This window comes from Aureimonas ureilytica DSM 18598 = NBRC 106430, from assembly GCF_000382705.1.
GTDB classification, from domain to species: Bacteria; Pseudomonadota; Alphaproteobacteria; order Rhizobiales; family Rhizobiaceae; genus Aureimonas; species Aureimonas ureilytica.
The window spans coordinates 376,488-396,154 of the sequence record NZ_ARQE01000004.1; the positions used below are offsets into that span (position 1 = coordinate 376,488).

Genomic DNA, 19,667 nt, shown 5'->3' on the forward strand with positions numbered 1-19,667 from the left:
CGGGGCGCGGGCTCGTGCGGCACTATGCCCCGGTTCCCGCGCGGGCGTTAAGCAGCGCCGGCGATCGGCGTTAAGAATGTGTGGCGCAAGTCCCACAAAAGCTTCGGGGAATCCTTCGCCGACTGCGCCACGCGGTTGTTATTTGCGGGAGAGCCGGCATTTTGAAGGACAAGCTCGGGGGAGCTGCGGCCAGCGGGCCGGAGTGATCGGGGAGGTTTTCGTGGAGCGCGCAAGCGCTCCGGCCGCTCTGCCCCCACCCCAAAGCGTCCGGCAAAGAGAGCGTTCCGCGTTGATGTCAGGATTGAAGCGTTGGGCCGGGACGGCCTTCGGCCTGCCCGCCATGGCCTTCGCCGTCGCTCTGTCGGGCGCGCCCGCGCCGGCCGAGGCGCTGCCGAAATTTCTCGACCCGTTCAACCTCTTCGGCTCGAAGGAAGAGGACACGAGCGATCTGCCCGACCCGATCAACTACACGGCGACGCTGACGGTCTCGCCGGATGTCGACGGGCTGCAGAAGGTGCTGGAGCGCGCGTCCTCGCTGGTGGCCGACGAGGACGAGTCCGTTTCGGGCTCGCTCGGGCTCCTGGCCAAGGCGCGCAACGACCGCCGGCGTCTCGTCGCCACGCTCTACGAGAATTCGCGCTATGACGGGCTCGTCACGATCCGCATCGAGGGTCGCGACATCGCCGATCTCGCGCCCGACGCCACGTTCGACACGTCCCGCCCGGTTCCGGTCGAGATCACCGTGCAGCCCGGCCCGCTCTTCACGCTCGGCACGGTGCGCATCAGCGCCAACGGCGTGCCGGTGGATGCCGCGCCCTACGATCTGACGCCTGGCTCCTCCGCCGATTCCACGCGCATCCTCGCCTCGGAAGCCCGGCTTCTGGAAGACCTTCGCAACGAGGGCCGGCCCTTCGTCGCGGTGACGAACCGCAACATCGTCGCCGACAGCGCCACCGACCGGATCGATATCGACCTCACCGTCTCGCCCGGCCCGCCGGTGCCCTTCGGCCAGACCTATGTCACCGGCACGGAGCGCATGGAGCCGGGCTTCGTGGCCTTCATGGCCGGCATAGAGCCGGGCTCGACCTTCTCCACCGCGACGCTCGACAAGGCCCGCAAGCGTCTCGTCGATCTCGGCGTCTTCTCCACTGTTTCGGTCAAGGCCGGCGACGCGCAGGTCGCCGACGGCACGCTGCCGGTTCAGGTGACGGTGGCCGAGCGCAAGCTGCGCGTCTTCGGCGCGGGCGCGACCTTCTCCAACACCGAAGGGGGCGGCGCCAACGCCTATTGGGAGCATCGCAACCTCTTCGGCCGGGCGGAGAGCCTGCGCATCGAAGGCGCGGTGTCGCGCATCGGCGCCGACACGATCAGCACCACCGGCCGCGAAACCGAGGGTTTCGACTACAAGGCTTCGGTGACCTTCAAGAAGCCGGGCGTTCTCGGCCCGGATTCGGTCTATATCGGCTCGCTGACGGCGCTCACCGAGCAGCCGCTGGCCTACGACCGCACCTCCGTCGCCCTGTCCAACGGGGTGGAATATTCGATCGACGACCGGCAGCGGCTGACCGTCGCGGTGAAGGCCGAATACGAGACGATCACCGACTATCTCGTGACCGAGAAGGAGTTCCTTCTCGCCTCCGTGCCGCTGACCTATACGTTCGACGCGCGCGACAACAAGCTGAACCCGACCAAGGGCTTCCTCGCCTCGCTCTCGGCCGAGCCGACCTACGAGTTCGAGACCTCGGTGCCCTTCGTGAAGGCGCGGGCCGACGCCTCGGCCTATCTTTCCTTCGACGAGGAGAGCCGCTTCGTGCTCGCGGGCCGCGTCGGCTACGGCATCGTGGCGGGCGCCGATCTCGCGGACGTTCCGAACGACCGCCGCTTCTTCGCCGGCGGCGGCGGCTCGGTGCGCGGCTACGTGTTCCAGTCGATCGGCCCCTATTATCCGAGCTTCGCGCCCCCGGGCACCAACCGTCGCTTCGTGGACACGCCGAGCGGCGGGCTTTCGCTCTTCGAGGCTTCGGCCGAGCTGCGCTTCAAGGTGACCGACAACATCCAGATCGTGCCCTTCGTGGACGCGGGCGCGGTGGGCGACGATTTCGCGCCCGACTTCAGCAAGCTGAAGATCGGCGCAGGCGTCGGCGCGCGCTACATCACGAGCTTCGGCCCGATCCGCATCGATGTCGGCGTGCCGCTCGATCCCGGCCCGCGCGACAGCGACTTCCAGATTTATGCCGGCATCGGACAGGCCTTCTGATGATGACGATGCGACAGATATTCGCCCGCGCGCTGCGCCTTCGCGCCGCTCTCGTTCTTCTGGCCTGCGCCCTCGCCTCGCTCGCCGCGACGCAGCCCGCCCGTGCGCAGTTCCTCGCGGGCCAGCTGGAAAACCTCCTGTCCACCGAGGACCGGCAGGTGAAGATCGAGGGCCTCTCCGGTGCGCTTAGCGGCAATGTGCGCATCGAGGAGGTCACGGTGTCGGACCGCGACGGCGTCTGGCTGACGGCGCGCGATCTGGCGCTCGACTGGTCGCCGCTGGCGCTGGTGCGCAAGAATGTCGAGATCCAGAGCCTCACGGCCGGCTCGATCACGCTGGCGCGCCTGCCGCGCGCCGCGCCGCCGACCGAGGACACGTCCTCCGGCGGCTTCTCGCTGCCCGACATCACCGCCAATGTCGGCCGCATCGCGATCAACGAATTCGTGCTGAACGAAGCCGTGGCGGGCGTCGCCGCGCGGCTGTCGGCGGAGGGCTCGCTGACGCTCGCGAGCGACCCGGCCCAGCTCGACGCCAATCTGGCGATCCGCCGGCTCGACCAGGGCGGCGAGATCACGCTGAAACTCGGCTTCCAGCCCGCCGCCAACCGGCTGGAGCTGAACGTCGCGGCGAGCGAACCGGCGGGCGGCCTCGTCGCCAATCTCCTGAAGCTGCCGGGCGCGCCGCCCGTGTCGCTGACGATCCAGGGCTCTGGCCCCTTCGACAATTTCGCCGCCAACGGCACGCTCGACCTCGGCTCCGAACGCGCCGCGACACTGACGGCCACCACCGACACGGGCGCGGACGGACGCCGCATCACCGCCGAGCTTTCCGCCAAGACGCAGCCCTTCGTCCCGGAAGCCTATCTCGGCTCGGTCGGCGAGGACCTGACCCTCAACGCCAACGTGCTCCTGCGCAACGACGGCGCGATCGCCATCGAGACCGGCCGCCTTCAGTCCGGCCCGCTCGACCTGACGGCTGAGGGCACGCTCGACCGCAGCGGCTCCACCAACGATCTGACGGTCGCGCTTCGCACGGGTTCGGGCGATCCGATTCCGATCGCCTTCGGGTCGCAGGGCGCGCGAACGGCGCTGGAACTCACCTCGCTCGACGCCAAGCTCACCGGCGCCTTCGCCTCGGCCGGGCTGGACCTCGCCGCCAAGGCCCGCACCGCCGGTTTCGAGACCTATGTTCTGAACGAGGTCGGCGCGACGGCGCGCTCGGACAGTTTCGATCTCAACAATCTCGTCGGCCCCGTCGCACTCAAGGTCGATGCGCGCAATGCGAGCGTTTCGAACACCGCCAATTCGCAGGTCGCGCTCGTCGCCTCGCGCGTTCTGGAAGGGCCGATCGCGCTCGATGCCGACGGCGCGCTGACGAGCGAGGGCCTGAGCTTCAAGAAGGCGACGCTCACCACCGGCGCGGCGGATCTGTCGCTCGACGGACAGGCGGCGCTGAACTTCTCGACCTTCCTTCTCAACATCCGCTCCAGCTTCGAGACGGCCGCGCTCTCGCCCGAGGCCGTGCCCTATGTCGGCCAGCGCGTCGCCATCAACGGGCAGGCGCGGCGGGCCGAAGACGGCAGCCTCGGGGTCAGCGACCTCGTGGTGGACGGCGACGCGCTGGAAATCGCGGGCTCGGCGAGCCTGACGGGCGAGACGATCGCCGCCGCCATCACCGGCCGGCTCGATCAGGCCGCCATTGCGGACTCTGCGCTGAAGGGTCAGGCGAATTTCACGCTCAACGCCGCCGGCACGGTTTCCGCGCCGCAGGTGAACCTTACGGCCAGCGCGCGCGATCTCGAAGTCGCCGGGCGGCGGCTGGAGGCGCTGGAAGCGCGCATCGACGGCACGTTCGCGCCCGATGCTCCGAGCGGCACGATCGCGGTGAACGGCACCTATAACGGCGCGCCGCTCGCGCTGACGGCGGACCTCGCCACCGAGGGCGCGGTGCGCTCCCTGCGTAACCTCCTCCTTCGTCAGGGCCGCAACAATGTCTCGGGCACGCTGTCGCTCGACGGCGAAAACCGCCCGTCCGGCGATCTTGCGATCGACGTGCCGGATGCCTCGACGCTTCTGGCGCTCGCCGGGCAGACCGGCTCGGGCGATCTGCGCGGTCGTCTCGCCTTCGCGGTCGGCAATGGCGGCACGCCGGTGGCCGACGTGGACCTGACCTCCGGCGGCGTGACGCTCGGGGAGAACCGCTTGCGCAACGCGCGCATCGACCTGCGCGTCCAGAACTTCCTTCAGGCGCCGCTCGCCGCCGGCACGATCCGCGCGGGAGCGCTGGAAGCGGGCGGGCAGCGGATCGAGGCGCTCGACGCCACGTTGGAGGCCGCCGGTGACGCCACCGCGATCGAGGCGAGCGCCGAACTCAACGACGTGCCGACGCGCTTTGCGGGCGATGTCGCCTTCACGGATGCCGGCACGGTGATCGCGCTTCGCACGCTCACCGCCGACATTCCGAACGCCCGGCTCGTCCTCACGGAGCCCGCCACGGTGACGCTCGGCTCGGTGCGCACGACGCTCGGCACCCTTCGCTTCGATGCGGGCTCCGGCTCGCTCACCGCCTCCGGTACCCTGGCGGATCGGCTCGATCTCGACCTCACGCTGAACCAGCTGCCGCTGGCGCTCGCCAATCCCTTCGCCCAGGGGCTCGACGCCTCGGGCACGCTCACTGGCACGCTCGAAGTCGGCGGGCTGGCATCCGCGCCCGATCTCGACTTCGACCTTCGCGCCTCTGACGTGCGCACCAGCCAGACCCGCGCCGCCAAGCTGGAGGGGGGCGTCGATGCCGCGCTCGCCGGCCAGTATCGCGACGCAACGGCGACGCTGCGCACCGCCCGCGTCGATCTCGGGCAAGGCTCCGTCGAGGCGACCGGCACGCTTGGTCGCTCGCTCGATCTCGACCTTCGGCTCACCGACATTCCGGTCGCGCTCGCCAACGGCTTCGTGTCCGGGCTGGACGCGACGGGCCTCCTGAACGGCACGGCGAAGGCCACCGGCTCTCTGGAAAATCCGGCCGTCACCTTCGACGTCGCGGGCTCGGGCCTCACCACGGCGGACCTTCGCCGCAGCGGGATCGCGCCGGTGACGCTCGACCTGTCGGGCCTTTATCGCGGCGCCACGGTGCGGCTCGAAACGGCGCGCGTCGATGTCGGCTCCGGCCGGCTGGAAGCCACCGGCAGCGTCGGGCGCGATCTCGACCTCCAACTGCGGATCGTGGACCTGCCGGCGGCGCTCGCCGATGCCGCCCGCCCCGGTCTCGGCGCGTCCGGCACGATCAACGGCACGGCGACGGCAACCGGCTCGATCAGCAATCCCGACGCGCGCTTCGCGCTTACGGGCCGCGATCTCAGCGCCGCGCCGCTGCGCCAATCCGGCCTGCGCCCGGTGCAGCTCGATGTGGCCGGCACCTATGGCGACGGCACGGCGCGCATCGAGCGCGGGCGCGTCGATGTCGGCGACGGGTCGCTCGACCTCGCCGGCTCGGTCGGCCGCGCGCTCGATCTACAGGTGACGCTCGACCGGCTACCGGTGGCGCTCGCCAACGCGGTGCGCTCCGATCTCGGCGCGCGCGGCACCCTCTCGGGCACGGCTCGCGCCACGGGCTCGCTTTCCGCGCCCTCCGCCGAGTTCGACCTCAGCGCCGACGACGTGTCGGTGGCCCAAACCCGTGAGGCCGGCGCGCCGGCGGTGGACGCGGTGGCGCAGGGGAGCTTCGCCGACGGCACGGCGACGCTTCGCACCGCCCGCGTCACGCTCGGCTCCGGCCGTCTGGAAGCGACGGGCACGGTCGGCGAGCGGCTCGGTCTCGACGTGCAGCTCGTGAACATTCCGGCCTCGATCGCGGCTGCCGCCGCGCCCGACCTCGCCCCCCAGGGCACCTTGAACGGGCGCGTGCGCGCCGGCGGCACGATCGCCGCGCCTCAGGTCGAGTACGATCTGGCGCTCTCCGGCTTCTCGGTGCAGCCGACGCGCGACGCGGGCGTCGGGGCGCTCGCGATCAACGCCAACGGCCAGTTCGCCGACAACCGCGTGACGGTGGATTCGACGCTGTCGGGCTCGGGCCTCCAGTTCGCGGCCAACGGCTCGGTCAACATCGCGGGCACGCCGAGCTTCGACCTGCGGCTCGACGGCACCGCGCCGCTGTCGCTCGCCAACCGAATTCTCGCCGAGAACGGCCGTTCGGTGAACGGCACGGCGCGCATCAACGCCACCGTCACCGGCACCGCCGCCAATCCGAACGTCGTCGGCACGGTCTCGACGGCGGGGGCGAGCTTCGTGGACACGGGCGCCAATCTGGCGGTCAACAACATCAACGCCACGATCGCGCTGAACGGCCAGACGGCGACGCTCCAGGGCGTCACCGCGCAGCTCGGCGGCGGCGGCACCGTGTCGGTCACGGGCACGATCGGGATCGGCGCGGGCTTCCCGGCCGATCTCGCGATCCGCGTCCAGAACGGGCGCTACAGCGACGGCGAACTCGTCACCATCCGGCTCGACGCCGGGCTGACGCTGACGGGTCCGCTGACGGGCGCGGCCGTTCTGGCGGGCACGATCAACGCCCAGGAAATCGCGATCCTCGTTCCCGACAACCTGCCGACCTCGATTTCGCGCATCGATCTGGAGCGGCGCAACACGCCGCCCGCCGTTCTCAAGCAGCTGCGCGAGATCGACCCGAACAGCGGGGCGAGCGGCGCGTCGAGCTCGGGCGGCATCAGCCTCGACGTCACCTTGAACGCGCCGGGCCGCGTCTTCGTGCGCGGCCGAGGTCTCGACCTCGAACTCGGCGGCACGATCCGCATCACCGGGCCGATCGCCAATCTCGGCATCGACGGCGCCTTCGACCTGCGGCGCGGGCGGTTCCAGCTCCTGTCGCGCCGCCTTCAGTTCGAGCGCGCGACGCTGACCTTCGACGGCAATCTCGTGCCGACGCTGGACCTCCTGGCCTCGTCCGACACGGGCGAAGCCACGGTCTATGTGGCGATCACCGGACCGGCGGCGAGCCCGAGCTTCTCCTTCACCTCCTCCCCTGCCCTGCCGCAGGACGAGGTGCTGGCGCGGCTGATCTTCGGTCAGGGCACGGCGGACCTCTCCCCCGTGCAGATCGCCCAGCTCGCGAGCGCGGCGGCGCAGCTCGCCGGCGTCGGCGGCTCCACAGGGCTTCTCGACAATCTGCGCTCGCAGCTCGGCGTCGACGATCTGGACATCCGCACCACGGCCGATGGGCAGGCGGCGGTGGGCGTCGGGCGCTATCTCAACGAGAACACCTATGTCGGCGTCGATTCCACCGGCCGCGTGTCGATCGATCTCGACCTCGGCAGGGACATCAAGGCGCGCGGCGCGGTGACGGCCAATGGCGGCGGCGAGGTCGGCATCTTCTATGAGAAGGAATATTGAGCCGCGCGCAACATTTGGCCGGGCAACACGTTCAATTCGGCAACGGACAGCCGGCCTATGGAGCCGGCCGCCCGCTCGAGCAAGGAGCGAACGCCATGAGCACCGAGTCCCTGAAATACGCCAAGTTCGATCATCACGACGGAACGAGCTACGATTCGCCCGAGGCCGTGATGTCCGATGCCCGCTTGCCGAACGGCGAGAAGCATTCGATCCTCGAGGAATGGAAGCGCCGCGTGGCCGCCCATAACCGCGCGGACGGGATCGACACGATGGACCATCAGCTGGACCAGGCCATCGAGCGTCTCGCCGGCCTCGGCACGTAACCGCCCCTCCCACGCCCCCATGATGAACGAGCCGCCCCGCCCGGGCGGCTTTTTCATGTCCGGTTCGCCATGTTGGGGGACCATTCAAGCTTGATGTAAATTCGAAAGACTCCTCATGTTAGACATGCACTGAACGCATGGATGCCCTGGGACTTGACCGGGACGGATCGGGCCGGTTTGCTTCCGGGCCGTCTGGTCTATCTCCCTCAGACCTTAGACCTTCAGATACGCCGAGCTCGCTCGCGAGATCGGCCCAGCGACGGATCAGCAAGCGTGACCAGCCAGCCCCATGCCGACATCACCCTCGACGCGCTGAAGGCGCGCGGTTCGAAAGCGCTGGAGACCGGCATCCGCGCCCTCTTCGCCGCCGATACCGACCGTTTCGCCCATCTCTCCTTCCGGCATGACGATCTCACGCTCGACCTGTCGAAATGCGCCCTGTCGCCGGACGATCTCTCGGCGCTGATCGACTATGCCGGGGTCGTCGGCGTGGAAGCGCGGCGCGACGCCATGTATGCGGGCGCGCGCATCAACACGACCGAGAACCGCTCGGTTCTCCATGTGGCGCTGCGCGCCCATGTCGAGGACGGGTTCAAGGCCGACGGCGAGCCGGTGGGCGAGGCCGTCGAGAGCGTTCTCCAGGCCATGTCGCGCTTTGCGAGCGGCATCCGGGACGGGTCGATCCGGGGCGCGACGGGCAAGCGCATCACCGATATCGTCAATATCGGCATCGGCGGCTCCGATCTCGGCCCGGTCATGGCCGCGATCGCGCTCTCGCCCTATCATGACGGCCCGCGCACGCATTTCGTCTCCAATATCGACGGCGCGCATATGGCGGACACGCTGAAGCTCGTCGATCCGCAGACCGTGCTCTTCATCGTGGCGTCCAAGACCTTCACCACGATCGAGACCATGACCAATGCGCAGACCGCGCGGCGCTTCGTCGCCGGCGCGCTCGGCGAGGCGGCGGTCGGCGCGCATTTCTGCGCGGTCTCGACGGCGCTCGACAAGGTCTCGGCCTTCGGCATCGGCACCGATCGCACCTTCGGCTTCTGGGACTGGGTGGGCGGTCGCTATTCGGTCTGGTCGGCGATCGGCCTGCCGCTCATGATCGCCATCGGGCCCGAGCATTTCCGCGCGTTTCTCGACGGCGCGCGCGACATGGACCGACATTTCCGCTCGGCTCCGGCGCGCGAGAACCTGCCGATGCTGCTCGGCCTCGCCGGCTGGTGGCACCGCGTGGCGCAGAACCACCCCTCGCGCGCCATCATCCCCTATGACCAGCGCCTCGCCCGCCTACCGGCCTATCTCCAGCAGCTCGACATGGAATCCAACGGCAAGCATGTCGGCCTCGACGGCTTGAAGACGCCGACCGTGACGGGTCCGGTCGTCTGGGGCGAGCCGGGCACCAACGGCCAGCACGCCTTCTTCCAGCTTCTCCACCAGGGCACGGACATCGTGCCGGTCGAGTTCATCGTCGGCGCCAATCCGCACGAGAGCGATCCGGAGATGCGCGTCCATCAGGACCTGCTGCTGGCCAACTGCCTCGCCCAGTCGGAAGCCCTGATGAAGGGCCGCACGCTGGAGGAAGCGCGCGAGCAGCTCCTGAAGGCCGGCCGCTCGCCCGAAGAGGCCGAGCGCATCGCGCCGCATCGCGAGTTCTCGGGCGATCGCCCCTCGATCACCATTCTCCACGACAAGCTGACGCCCTTCGCCTTCGGCCGCCTCGTGGCGCTCTACGAGCACCGCGTCTTCGTGGAAGCGCAGCTCTTCGGCATCAACGCCTTCGACCAATGGGGCGTGGAACTCGGCAAGGAACTGGCCACCGGCCTCCTTCCCGTGATCCAGGGCACCCAGTCCCCTCAATCCCGCGATTCCTCCACCGCCGGCCTCGTGGCCGCGATCGCCGCACTTCGGAGCTGATTTGATGACGCCTGCCAGCAATCTCGCCCGCTCCTCCACCGTGGAGAAGCCCGAACCCCGCCTCAACGACGCCGACACGATCGCCACGGAGATCGTGGAGAAGCTGACCTATTCGATCGGCAAGACCGTGAAGGCCGCGCGCATTCACGACTGGCTGGAAGCCACGACCCTCGTCGTGCGCGACCGCATCATCGACAATTGGTTCGATTCCACGATCAAGACCTACGAGCGGCAGGACAAGCGCGTCTGCTACCTGTCGATGGAGTTCCTGATCGGCCGCCTCCTGCGCGACGCGATCAGCAATCTCGGCCTCACCGATCCGATCCGCGAGGCGCTGGCGCGCTACGATGTCGACCTCAACCTCGTGGAGCTTCTGGAGCCGGACGCCGCGCTCGGCAATGGCGGTCTCGGCCGCCTCGCCGCCTGCTTCATGGAATCCATGGCGACGACCGGCGTTCCGGGCTTCGGCTACGGCATCCGCTATGTGCACGGCTTCTTCCGCCAGGAAGTGGTCGACGGCGCGCAGGTCGAGCTGCCGGAAACCTGGCTGAAGCACGGCAACCCCTGGGAGTTCGAGCGCCGCGAAAGCTCCTACGAGATCGGTTTCGGCGGCAAGGTCTCCTCGATCGAGGAGAACGGCAAGCCGCGCTTCGTCTGGCGCCCGGCCGAGCGCGTGCTCGCCGTCGCCTACGACACGCCGGTGGTCGGCTGGCGCGGGAGCCACGTCAACACGCTGCGCCTGTGGAGCGCGCAGTCGCTCGACCCGATCCTGCTCGACGCCTTCAACGCGGGCGACCATATCGGCGCGCTTCTGGAATCCAACAAGGCGGAGGCGATCACCCGCGTCCTCTACCCCGCCGATTCGCATCAGGCCGGCCAGGAGCTGCGCCTGCGCCAGGAGTATTTCTTCTCCTCGGCCTCGCTGCAGGACATCATCCGCCGCCATCTGGCGCAGCATGACGACCTGACGAACCTTGCCGACAAGGTCGCGATCCAGCTGAACGACACGCATCCGGCCGTGTCGGTCGCCGAGTTGATGCGCCTTCTCGTCGACGTGCACGGGATGGAGTGGGACGCGGCCTGGCGCGTGACGCGCGACACGTTCAGCTACACCAACCACACGCTTCTGCCGGAAGCCCTGGAAACCTGGCCGATCCATCTCTTCGAGCGCCTTCTGCCGCGCCAGATGCAGATCATCTACCAGATCAATGCCGAGGTCCTGCGCGAGGCGACCACTGGCAAGCAGCTCGACGACGGCACGATCTCGGCGATCTCGCTGATCGACGAGAACAACGGCCGGCGCGTGCGCATGGGCCAGCTCGCCTTCGTCGGCAGCCATGCGGTGAACGGCGTCTCGGCTCTGCACACGGAGCTGATGAAGGAAACCGTGTTCCACGACCTGCACAAGGTCTTCCCGACGCGCATCGAGAACAAGACCAACGGCGTGACGCCGCGTCGCTGGCTGTTCCAGTCCAATCCGGGCCTCACCAAGCTGATCGAGGACGCGATCGGCACGGGCTTCAAGGACGACATCACCGAGCTCGCCAAGCTCGACCCGCATGCCGAGGACGCGGGCTTCCGCGAGCGCTTCGCGGCGGTGAAGCGCCAGAACAAGGAGCGCCTCGCCAATCTCGTCGAAGAGCGCCTCGCGATCCATCTCGATCCGAACGCGATCTTCGACATTCAGGTCAAGCGCATCCACGAGTACAAGCGCCAGCTCCTGAACATCCTGGAGACGGTCGCGCTCTACGAGCAGATCCGCTCGCTGCCCCATCTCGACTGGACGCCGCGCGTCAAGATCTTCGCCGGCAAGGCGGCCCCGTCCTACGTGCAGGCCAAGGAGATCATCCATCTCGCCGGCGACGTGGCGCGGGTCATCAATTCCGACCCGACCGTGCGCGGCCTCCTGAAGGTCGTGTTCATCCCGAACTACAATGTCAGTCTCGCCGAAATCATCATGCCGGCCGCCGACGTGTCGGAGCAGATCTCGACCGCAGGCTTGGAGGCCTCCGGCACGGGCAACATGAAGTTCGCGCTCAACGGCGCTCTCACCATCGGCACGCTCGACGGCGCCAATGTCGAGATGCTGGAGCACCTGGGCGAGGACAACATCTTCATCTTCGGCCTCAAGGCCGACGAGGTGGCGCGCCTTCGCGCCGAGGGCCATCGGGGCCAGGGCGTGATCGACAAGCAGCCCATGCTGCGCTCGGCGATCGATTCGATCTCGGCCGGCGTCTTCAGCCAGGACGACCCGAACCGCTACGCCAATCTCATGAACTCGATCCGCGACCGCGACTGGTGGATGATCGCGGCCGACTTCCGCGCCTATTGGGACACGCAGCGCCAGCTCGACATGGTCTGGAAGGACCGCGCCAAGTGGGACGCGATCGCGGTTCGCAACACGGCGCGCATGAGCTGGTTCTCGTCCGATCGCTCGATCGACGAGTATGCCCGCGACATCTGGCGCGCCGGCCCGAAGGCGGGCTGACCCGCCGAGCCGCTCCCCTCTCCCGCTCTTTTTTCGCCGCGACAAGATCGCGGCGAAAAAACGTGGGGGCGCAGCGTTCCCCTAGATGGAAGGTTTGCGCGGCCACGCTATCTTGCTTCCGATGGACGCGCATCGGCCTCTGCAAGAAGTCGCCGGCAAGGCCGGGCGCGCAACGATGCGTTGGGGGGAGTTTTCAGGATGGGCGATAGCCGGCGAGTGGCACCGATCGCGCGCGACACCATGGCCTATGTTCTGGCCGGGGGTCGCGGCTCGCGATTGATGGAATTGACGGATGACCGCGCCAAGCCCGCGGTCTATTTCGGCGGCAAGTCGCGCATCATCGACTTCGCCCTCTCGAATGCGGTCAATTCCGGCATCCGCCGCATCGGCGTCGCCACGCAGTACAAGGCCCACTCGCTGATCCGGCACCTGCATCGGGGCTGGAACTTCCTGCGTCCGGGCCGCAACGAGAGCTTCGACGTCCTGCCCGCCTCGCAGCGCGTGTCGGAAGACCAGTGGTATGCCGGCACGGCCGACGCCGTGTATCAGAACATCGACATCATCGAGGCCTACGCCCCCAAATACATCATCATCCTGGCGGGCGACCACGTCTACAAGATGGACTACGAGATCATGCTCCAGCAGCATGTGGACACGGGGGCCGACGTGACCGTCGGCTGTCTCGAAGTCCCGCGCATGGAAGCGGTCGGTTTCGGCGTCATGCATGTGGACGAGAAGGGCCAGATCACCGACTTCATCGAGAAGCCGGCCGATCCGCCCGCGATCCCCGGCCGGCCGGACACGGCGCTCGCCTCCATGGGCATCTATGTCTTCAACACGGCCTTCCTCGCCGACCAGCTACGCCGCGACGCGGCCGATCCGAAGTCCAGCCGCGATTTCGGCAAGGACATCATCCCCCATATCGTGAAGCACGGCACGGCCTGGGCGCACTCCTTCAACACCTCCGTCGTGCGCTCGGCCGCCGAATACGGCGCCTATTGGCGCGACGTCGGCACGGTGGACGCCTATTGGCAGGCCAATATCGACCTCACCGACGTGGTGCCGCAGCTCGACATCTACGACCGCGACTGGCCGATCTGGACCTATGCCGACGTGACGCCGCCGGCGAAATTCGTCCATGACGAGGACGGGCGCCGCGGCATGGCGATCTCCTCGCTCGTCTCGGGCGACTGCATCATCTCCGGCGGCACGCTGCATCGCTCCCTGCTCTTCACCGGCGTTCGCCAGAACAGCTATTCCAAGCTCGACGAAGCGGTGATCCTGCCGGGTTGCCATATCGGGCGCGGCACCCGCATCACCCGCGCGGTGGTGGATCGCGGCGTCCATATTCCGGACGGTCTGGTGATCGGCGAGGACCCCGAGCTCGACGCGCAGCGCTTCCGGCGCACATCCAACGGCGTCTGTCTCGTCACCAAGCCGATGATCGACCGGCTCAACTACAGATGACATCCGTTCTTTCCGTCGCATCGGAAATCTTCCCCCTGGTGAAGACGGGGGGCCTCGCGGACGTGACCGGCGCCCTGCCGCTCGCGCTGGAGCCGCTGGGCGTCGCCGTGCGCAGCCTCGTGCCGGCCTATCCGAGCCTTCTGGCGGAGGTGGGGGACACCGCGCCCGTCGCCGAGATCGCCGATCTCTTCGGCGGTCCGGCGCGGATACTCGCCGCGCGCCATGCCGGGCTCGACCTCCTGCTTCTCGACGCGCCGCATCTCTTCGACCGGCCGGGCGGCCCCTATGTCGGGCCGAACGGCTACGACCATCCCGACAACTGGGCGCGCTTCGCCGCGCTCGGCAAGGCGGCGGCCGAAATCGGGATGGGTCTCGTGCCGGACTATCGCCCCGACATCGTCCACGCCCACGACTGGCAGGCCGCGCTCGCGCCCGTCTATCTCGAGGCGGAGGGCGAGGAGCGGCCGCGCACCATCCTGACCATCCACAATCTCGCCTTCCAGGGCGCCTTTCCGCAGACGATCTTTGCCGAACTCGGCCTGCCCGCCAGCTTCTGGGGCATCGACGGAGTCGAGTATTACGGCTCGGTCGGCTTTCTCAAGGGCGGCCTTCGCGCGGCGGACCGGATTACCACGGTCAGCCCCAACTATGCCGACGAGATTCTCCAGCCGGCCGGCGGCATGGGGCTCGACGGGCTCCTGCGCGGCCGGTCCGATCGCCTGACGGGCATCGTCAACGGCATCGACACGGACATCTGGAATCCGGCGACCGACCCGACGATCCCCGCGACCTTCACGCGCGACGAGCTGTTCCGCCGCGCGATCAACAAGCGGGCGCTGGAAGCGGAATTCGCGCTGGACGAGGACGACACGCCGATTCTCGCCGTGGTCAGCCGCCTGACCTGGCAGAAGGGCCTCGACATCCTCGCCGAGGCGGTGGACGACGTGGTGGCGGCCGGCTGCCGGCTCGTCGTCGTCGGCTCGGGCGACCGGCTTCTGGAAGGCGCGTTTCTCAGCGGCGCGGCACGCCATGCGGGGCGCGTCGGCGTTCGCATCGGCTATGACGAACTCCTGTCGCACCGGGTGCAGGCGGGCGCGGACGCGCTGATCGTGCCCTCGCGCTTCGAGCCCTGCGGCCTCACGCAGCTCTACGCGCTGCGCTATGGCTGCCTGCCGGTGGTGAGCCGCGTCGGCGGCCTCGCCGACACCGTCATCGACGCCAATTTCGCCGCGCTCGCGGCGGGCGTCGCGACCGGCGTCATCTTCGCGCCGGTAACGCGCGACGCGCTTCTCGACGGCATCACCCGCATCACCCGCCTTTACGCCGATCCCTCGCTCTGGCGCGATCTCCAGCGCTCCGCCATGGCGGGCGACGTCTCCTGGACCGCCAGCGCACGGCGCTATGCCGACCTCTACTCGAGCCTTTCCGAGGAAAGCCCCCGATGATCCGCACCGTTGCGACGACGCCCTATTCCGACCAGAAGCCCGGCACGTCGGGCCTGCGCAAGAAGGTGCCGCATTTCCAGCAGCCCAACTATGCCGAGAACTTCCTTCAGGCGATCTTCGACGCGACCGAGCGGCCGGCCGGCGCCTCGCTGGTGATCGGCGGCGACGGGCGCTTCTTCAACGCCGAAGTGGTGCGCAAGGCGATCCGCATGGCCGCCGCCAATGGCGTCGCCAAGGTGATCGTCGGCCAGAACGGCCTTCTCTCGACGCCCGCCGCCTCCAACCTGATCCGCCAGCGCAAGGCGGCGGGCGGCATCATCCTCTCGGCCTCGCACAATCCGGGCGGGCCGGACGGCGATTTCGGCATCAAGTACAACATCTCGAACGGCGGCCCGGCCCCCGAGGGCGTGACCGACGCGATCTACAAGCGCACGCGCGAGATCTCGGAATACAAGATCGTCGAGGAGGACGCGCCGGACCTTTCCGTCGTCGGCACCTCGCGCCTCGGCGAGACGGAGGTCGAGATCGTCGATCCCGTCGCCGACTATGCGCGCCTGATGGAAGAGCTGTTCGACTTCGCGGCGATCCGCGAGGCGATCGCAGGCGGTCTCACGCTGCGCTTCGACGCCATGCACGCCGTCACCGGCCCCTATGCCAAGGAAATCCTGGAGAAGCGCCTCGGCGCGCCGGACGGTACGGTCCTGAACGGCGTGCCGTCGGAGGATTTCGGCGGCGGCCATCCCGATCCGAACGTCGTCTGGGCCGCGCCGCTCGTCGATCTCCTTCTCGGTCCGACGGCCCCGGATTTCGGCGCGGCGTCGGACGGCGACGGCGACCGGAACATGATTCTGGGGCGCGGCATCGTGGTGACGCCCTCGGACTCGCTTGCGGTTCTCGCCGCCAACGCGCATCTCGCGCCGGGCTATGCAAAGGGCATCGCGGGCATCGCCCGCTCCATGCCGACCAGCGGCGCGGCGGATCGCGTGGCCAAGAAGCGCGGCATCGGCATCTACGAAACGCCGACCGGCTGGAAGTTCTTCGGCAATCTCCTCGACGCCGGCAAGGTGACGATCTGCGGCGAGGAAAGCGCCGGCACGGGCTCGGACCATGTGCGCGAGAAGGACGGGCTCTGGGCCGTCCTCCTCTGGCTGAACATTCTCGCGGTGCGTAAAGAATCGGTCGCCGAGATCGTCAAGTCGCACTGGGCCGAGTTCGGCCGCAACTACTACCAGCGCCACGACTACGAGGAAGTGGACAAGGCGGCGGCCGAAGGGCTCATGGAAAGCCTGCGCGATCGTCTGGCCTCCATGGCCGGGCAGCGCTTCGGCACGCTCGTCGTCTCGGAAGCCGACGACTTCTCCTACAAGGACCCGATCGACGGTTCGGTCTCCACCGGCCAGGGCGTGCGCATCGTGTTCTCGGGCGGCTCGCGCATCGTCTTCCGCCTGTCGGGCACGGGCACGGTCGGCGCGACGCTGCGCGTCTATATCGAGCGTTTCGAGCCCGACCCGGCCAAGCATGATCTGACGATCGAGGAAGCGCTCGGCGAACTCGTGCGCACGGCGGACGCGATCGGCGAGATCACCAAGCGCACGGGCCGCGCGGAGCCTGACGTGCGCACATGAGCGCGCAAGAGCTTTCGCCCGTCGCCTCAAAGTGGCGGGCGATCCGCCCCGTTCACTGGGCTCTCACTCTCGGGGTCGTGGCGCTCGCCGCCGCGACCCTTCTTCTCATGGGCCGGGTTCCGATCTGCGAATGCGGAACCGTGAAGCTGTGGCACGGCGCGGTGCAAAGCTCGGAAAACTCCCAGCACATCGCCGACTGGTACTCCCCCTCGCACCTCATCCACGGCTTCCTGTTCTACGGCGCGCTCTGGCTGGTCGCCCGGCGCTGGCCGCTCGGCCGCCGGCTGGTTCTGGCGACGCTCATCGAGGCGGCCTGGGAGATCGTGGAAAACACCGATGCGGTGATCCGGCATTATCGCGAGACGACCATCTCGCTCGATTATTTCGGCGACAGCGTTCTCAACTCCGTCTCCGACATCGGCTTCATGATCCTTGGCTTTCTTCTGGCCGCGCGCCTGCCGGTCTGGCTGACGGTCGCGATCGCGCTCGGCTTCGAGATTCTGACCGGCTGGCTGATCCGCGATAACCTCACCTTGAACGTCCTCATGCTTCTCTACCCGCTGGACGCCGTGAAGGCGTGGCAGGGCGGCGCCTGACGGCTCGGCTGCCGGACGCCGTGGGTCGAGGAGCCAAGTCGTGAGAGGCGAAGTCGTGGAAAGCCAGGTCGTGACGGGTATCACTTCGGAGCGCGGCGCGCCCGCCCGGCTGGGCGCGACGGTGGATCGCGACGGCGTCCATGTCGCCGTCTTCTCCGCCCATGGCGAACGGATCGAGCTCTGCCTCTTCGAGCCCGGCGAAACGCGCGAGCGCATCCGGCTGGTGCTGCCGGGAAGAACGAGCGAGGGCATCCATTTCGGCTTCGTGCCGGGTCTGGCGGCGGGCGCGCTCTACGGGCTTCGCGCGCATGGCCCCTTCGCGCCCGAGCGCGGCCATCGCTTCGACGCCGCGAAGCTCCTCGTAGACCCCTATGCGACGCGGCTCGACCGGCCCTTCGTCTACCATTCGCTGATGGCGGCGCCCCCGGAGCGCGGCATCGACACCGCGCCCTTCGTGCCGCGCGCGGTGGTGGAAGATCCGGCTCGCGACGCCGCGCCCCTCCCTTTCGCCAAACCTGGCTTCACCTACGAGCTGCCCGTTCGCGCCTTCTCCCAAACCCGCGCCGAAATCCCCGAGCGGCTGCGCGGCACGCTGGCGGCGCTCGCCGAGCCCGCCTCGCTCGACCATCTGACGCGGCTCGGCGTCGAAACGGTCGAACTCATGCCCCTCGCCGCCGCGATCGACGAGCGCCATCTCGTCGCCCTCGGCCTCACCAATGCCTGGGGCTACAACCCCATCGCCCATGCCGCGCCCTGCCCGCGCCTTGTGCCGGGCGGCTGGGCGGAGGTGCGGCGCACCGTGGACGCGCTCCATGCGCGCGGCATCCGCGTGCTTCTCGACGTGGTCCTGAACCATTCGGGCGAAAGCGACCGGTTTGGCCCGACGCTCTCCTATCGCGGGCTCGACAGTCTCACCTATTACGCCACCTCGGCCGACGATCCGGGCACGCTCGTCAACGACACGGGCACTGGCAACACGTTCGCGCTCTGGCGCGAGCCGGTGGCCCGCATGGCGCTGGACGCCCTGAAGACCTGGGTCGAGGTCGGCGGCATCGACGGGTTCCGCTACGATCTCGGCACGGTGCTCGGCCGCACGCCGGAGGGCTTCCGGCCGGACGCGCCGCTTCTCACGATGATCGCGGCCGATCCGGTTTTGAGAGATCGCGTCCATGTCGCCGAGCCCTGGGACATCGGCCCCGGCGGCTATCAGGTCGGCGCCTTTCCCAAGCCCTTCCTCGAATGGCAGGACCGGTTCCGCGACGATATCAGGCGCTTCTGGCGCGGCGATGCGGGCACCGTCTCGGCGCTGGCGACGCGCCTGTCCGGCTCGCCGGACCTCTTCGACCCGAAATCGCGCCTGCCCTCCGACGGCGTCAATTTCATCGACGCCCATGACGGGTTCACGCTGCGCGATCTCGTCAGCTACAAGCAGAAGCACAACGAGGCCAATGGCGAGGCCAATCGCGACGGCCATGGCGACAACCATTCCTGGAACAATGGGGTGGAAGGCGAAACAAGCGATCCCGCCATCATCGAGCGCCGCCGGCGCGACGTGCGGGCCCTGCTGGCCACCCTGTTCGTGGCGCGCGGCAATCCGATGATCGTCGCGGGCGACGAGATCGGCCGCACGCAAGGGGGCAACAACAACGCCTATGCGCAGGACAACGAGACCTTCTGGCTCGACTGGGCGAGCGCCGACGAGGCGCTGATCGGTTTCACCGCGCGGCTCCAGCGCCTGCGCCGCGCGCTGGAGCCCTTGTCGCGCGACCGCTTCCTGACGGGAGAGACGGTCGGCGGCGAGCCCGACGTCGTCTGGCTGCGCGCGGATGGCGCGGCGATGGCGGATGCGGATTGGGCCGATGCCGGGCGCGCCCTTCTCGGCCTTCGCCTTGCCGGCGAGCGGGAAGCCGCGCTCGTCTATCTCAACCGGGGCCAGGCGCCGGTGGACATTCAACTGCCGACGCCAAGGGACGGGCGCAGCCATTGGCTGGAACTCCTGTCGGACCGGCCGGACGCCGAAGCCCGCCCGCTGGCGAGCGGCGCGTTCCAGCTCGGCGCGCGCGCCGTCGCCATCCTGCGCGAGGGATAGCCGTAGGCCGGAGCGATCCCGCCCCGGCGGTATCGAGCTTGGGATAGCGCGGCGC

At 68.6% G+C, this 19,667-nt stretch carries 10 protein-coding genes; all 10 read left to right on the forward strand.

Going from position 1 to position 19,667, the window contains the following annotated elements:
• Positions 1-292: 292 nt before the first annotated feature.
• The 10 genes from B146_RS0111825 to glgX all read left to right on the forward strand — a co-directional run bounded on the left by B146_RS0111825 (position 293) and on the right by glgX (position 19,612).
• Entirely contained in the window at positions 293-2,257 is a 1,965-nt protein-coding gene (locus B146_RS0111825) for an autotransporter assembly complex protein TamA (protein ID WP_040408470.1), read from the forward strand.
• Entirely contained in the window at positions 2,257-7,656 is a 5,400-nt protein-coding gene (locus B146_RS0111830) for a translocation/assembly module TamB domain-containing protein (protein ID WP_019996656.1), read from the forward strand. The genes B146_RS0111825 and B146_RS0111830 overlap by 1 nt, the downstream gene beginning before the upstream one ends.
• Positions 7,657-7,751: 95 nt before the next feature.
• Complete coding sequence (locus tag B146_RS0111835; protein ID WP_019996657.1) at positions 7,752-7,979, forward strand: hypothetical protein; 228 nt, start codon at positions 7,752-7,754, stop codon at positions 7,977-7,979.
• A gap of 273 nt (positions 7,980-8,252) precedes the next feature.
• A complete protein-coding gene (pgi, locus tag B146_RS0111840; RefSeq protein ID WP_019996658.1) occupies positions 8,253-9,902 on the forward strand; it encodes a glucose-6-phosphate isomerase in 1,650 nt (549 codons plus the stop codon).
• 4 nt (positions 9,903-9,906) lie between these two features.
• Positions 9,907-12,390, forward strand: coding sequence for a glycogen/starch/alpha-glucan phosphorylase (locus B146_RS0111845; protein WP_019996659.1), 2,484 nt, complete (start codon positions 9,907-9,909; stop codon positions 12,388-12,390).
• Between the two features lie 198 nt (positions 12,391-12,588).
• Positions 12,589-13,857 carry a glucose-1-phosphate adenylyltransferase gene (gene glgC / locus B146_RS0111850; RefSeq protein WP_026358554.1) on the forward strand — a complete coding sequence of 423 codons (1,269 nt, stop codon included), beginning with the start codon at positions 12,589-12,591 and terminating at the stop codon, positions 13,855-13,857.
• The gene (gene glgA / locus B146_RS0111855) at positions 13,854-15,302 is read left to right on the forward strand and encodes a glycogen synthase GlgA (RefSeq protein ID WP_019996661.1); all 1,449 of its coding nucleotides are present in this window, start codon (positions 13,854-13,856) and stop codon (positions 15,300-15,302) included. Before glgC ends, glgA begins: the two co-directional genes overlap by 4 nt.
• Complete coding sequence (locus B146_RS0111860; RefSeq protein WP_019996662.1) at positions 15,299-16,927, forward strand: alpha-D-glucose phosphate-specific phosphoglucomutase; 1,629 nt, start codon at positions 15,299-15,301, stop codon at positions 16,925-16,927. The genes glgA and B146_RS0111860 overlap by 4 nt, the downstream gene beginning before the upstream one ends.
• Positions 16,924-17,523: a DUF2585 domain-containing protein gene (locus tag B146_RS0111865; protein WP_019996663.1), complete on the forward strand. Its 600-nt coding sequence runs from the start codon at positions 16,924-16,926 to the stop codon at positions 17,521-17,523. The genes B146_RS0111860 and B146_RS0111865 overlap by 4 nt, the downstream gene beginning before the upstream one ends.
• A 40-nt stretch (positions 17,524-17,563) precedes the next feature.
• On the forward strand, positions 17,564-19,612 hold the full coding sequence (gene glgX, locus B146_RS0111870; protein ID WP_244498199.1) for a glycogen debranching protein GlgX: 2,049 nt from the start codon (positions 17,564-17,566) through the stop codon (positions 19,610-19,612).
• Positions 19,613-19,667: the final 55 nt, after the last annotated feature.